Source organism: Maribellus luteus, from assembly GCF_003576475.1.
In the GTDB taxonomy this organism is placed as follows: domain Bacteria; phylum Bacteroidota; class Bacteroidia; order Bacteroidales; family Prolixibacteraceae; genus Draconibacterium; species Draconibacterium luteum.
In genome coordinates, this window is sequence record NZ_QWGR01000195.1 from 1 (window position 1) to 565 (window position 565).

General features: G+C 70.6%; 1 protein-coding gene. It reads right to left on the reverse strand.

Annotation, left to right across the window (positions count from 1 at the left end):
- Window positions 1–565: histidine kinase dimerization/phosphoacceptor domain -containing protein (locus tag D1614_RS25605; RefSeq protein WP_147384405.1), on the reverse strand; the 565-nt coding region annotated here is incomplete at both ends.

Sequence of the window (565 nt, forward strand, 5' to 3'; positions counted from 1 at the left end):
GAAGACCAGGCCGCCGGCGGCTTCCCGCACGTCGAAGCGGCCCTGCAGCTGGTCGGTCATCGCCGCGACGATCTGGCGGCCCAGGTCGTCCTGGAAGGCTCCGGCCATGTCGACCCGGCCGCTCGCCAGCACCAGCCGGTAGTCGTCGCCCTCGGCCGTCAGGGCGACGCGGACGCTGCCCTTGCCCGCCCGCGGCAGGCGTTGGAGCGCGCTGCGGAAGCACTCGAACAGCAGCACCGCCAGAGAGGCGGCCTGATCCGACGGCAGCGCGACGCCGTGGTCCTCGACCAGAACCTCGACCGGCCGATGCTCGGCGGCCCCCAGGCAGCTTTCGAGAAGCTGCCTGGCGAACACGGCGAAGTCGGTGGCGCGGTCGCTTTCGCCGTACATGCTGCGATGGATGCGCGAGATCATCAGCGTCCGCTTGGACGCCTCGGTCAGGGCCTGGGAATAGCTGCGGTCGTAGACGTCGTTGGCCTGCCGCTGCAACAGGGCGGCGACGAGCTGCAGGTGGTTGGTGGCCCGCTCGTTGAACTCCCGGAACAGGTTGGCGTGTCCCTCGGCC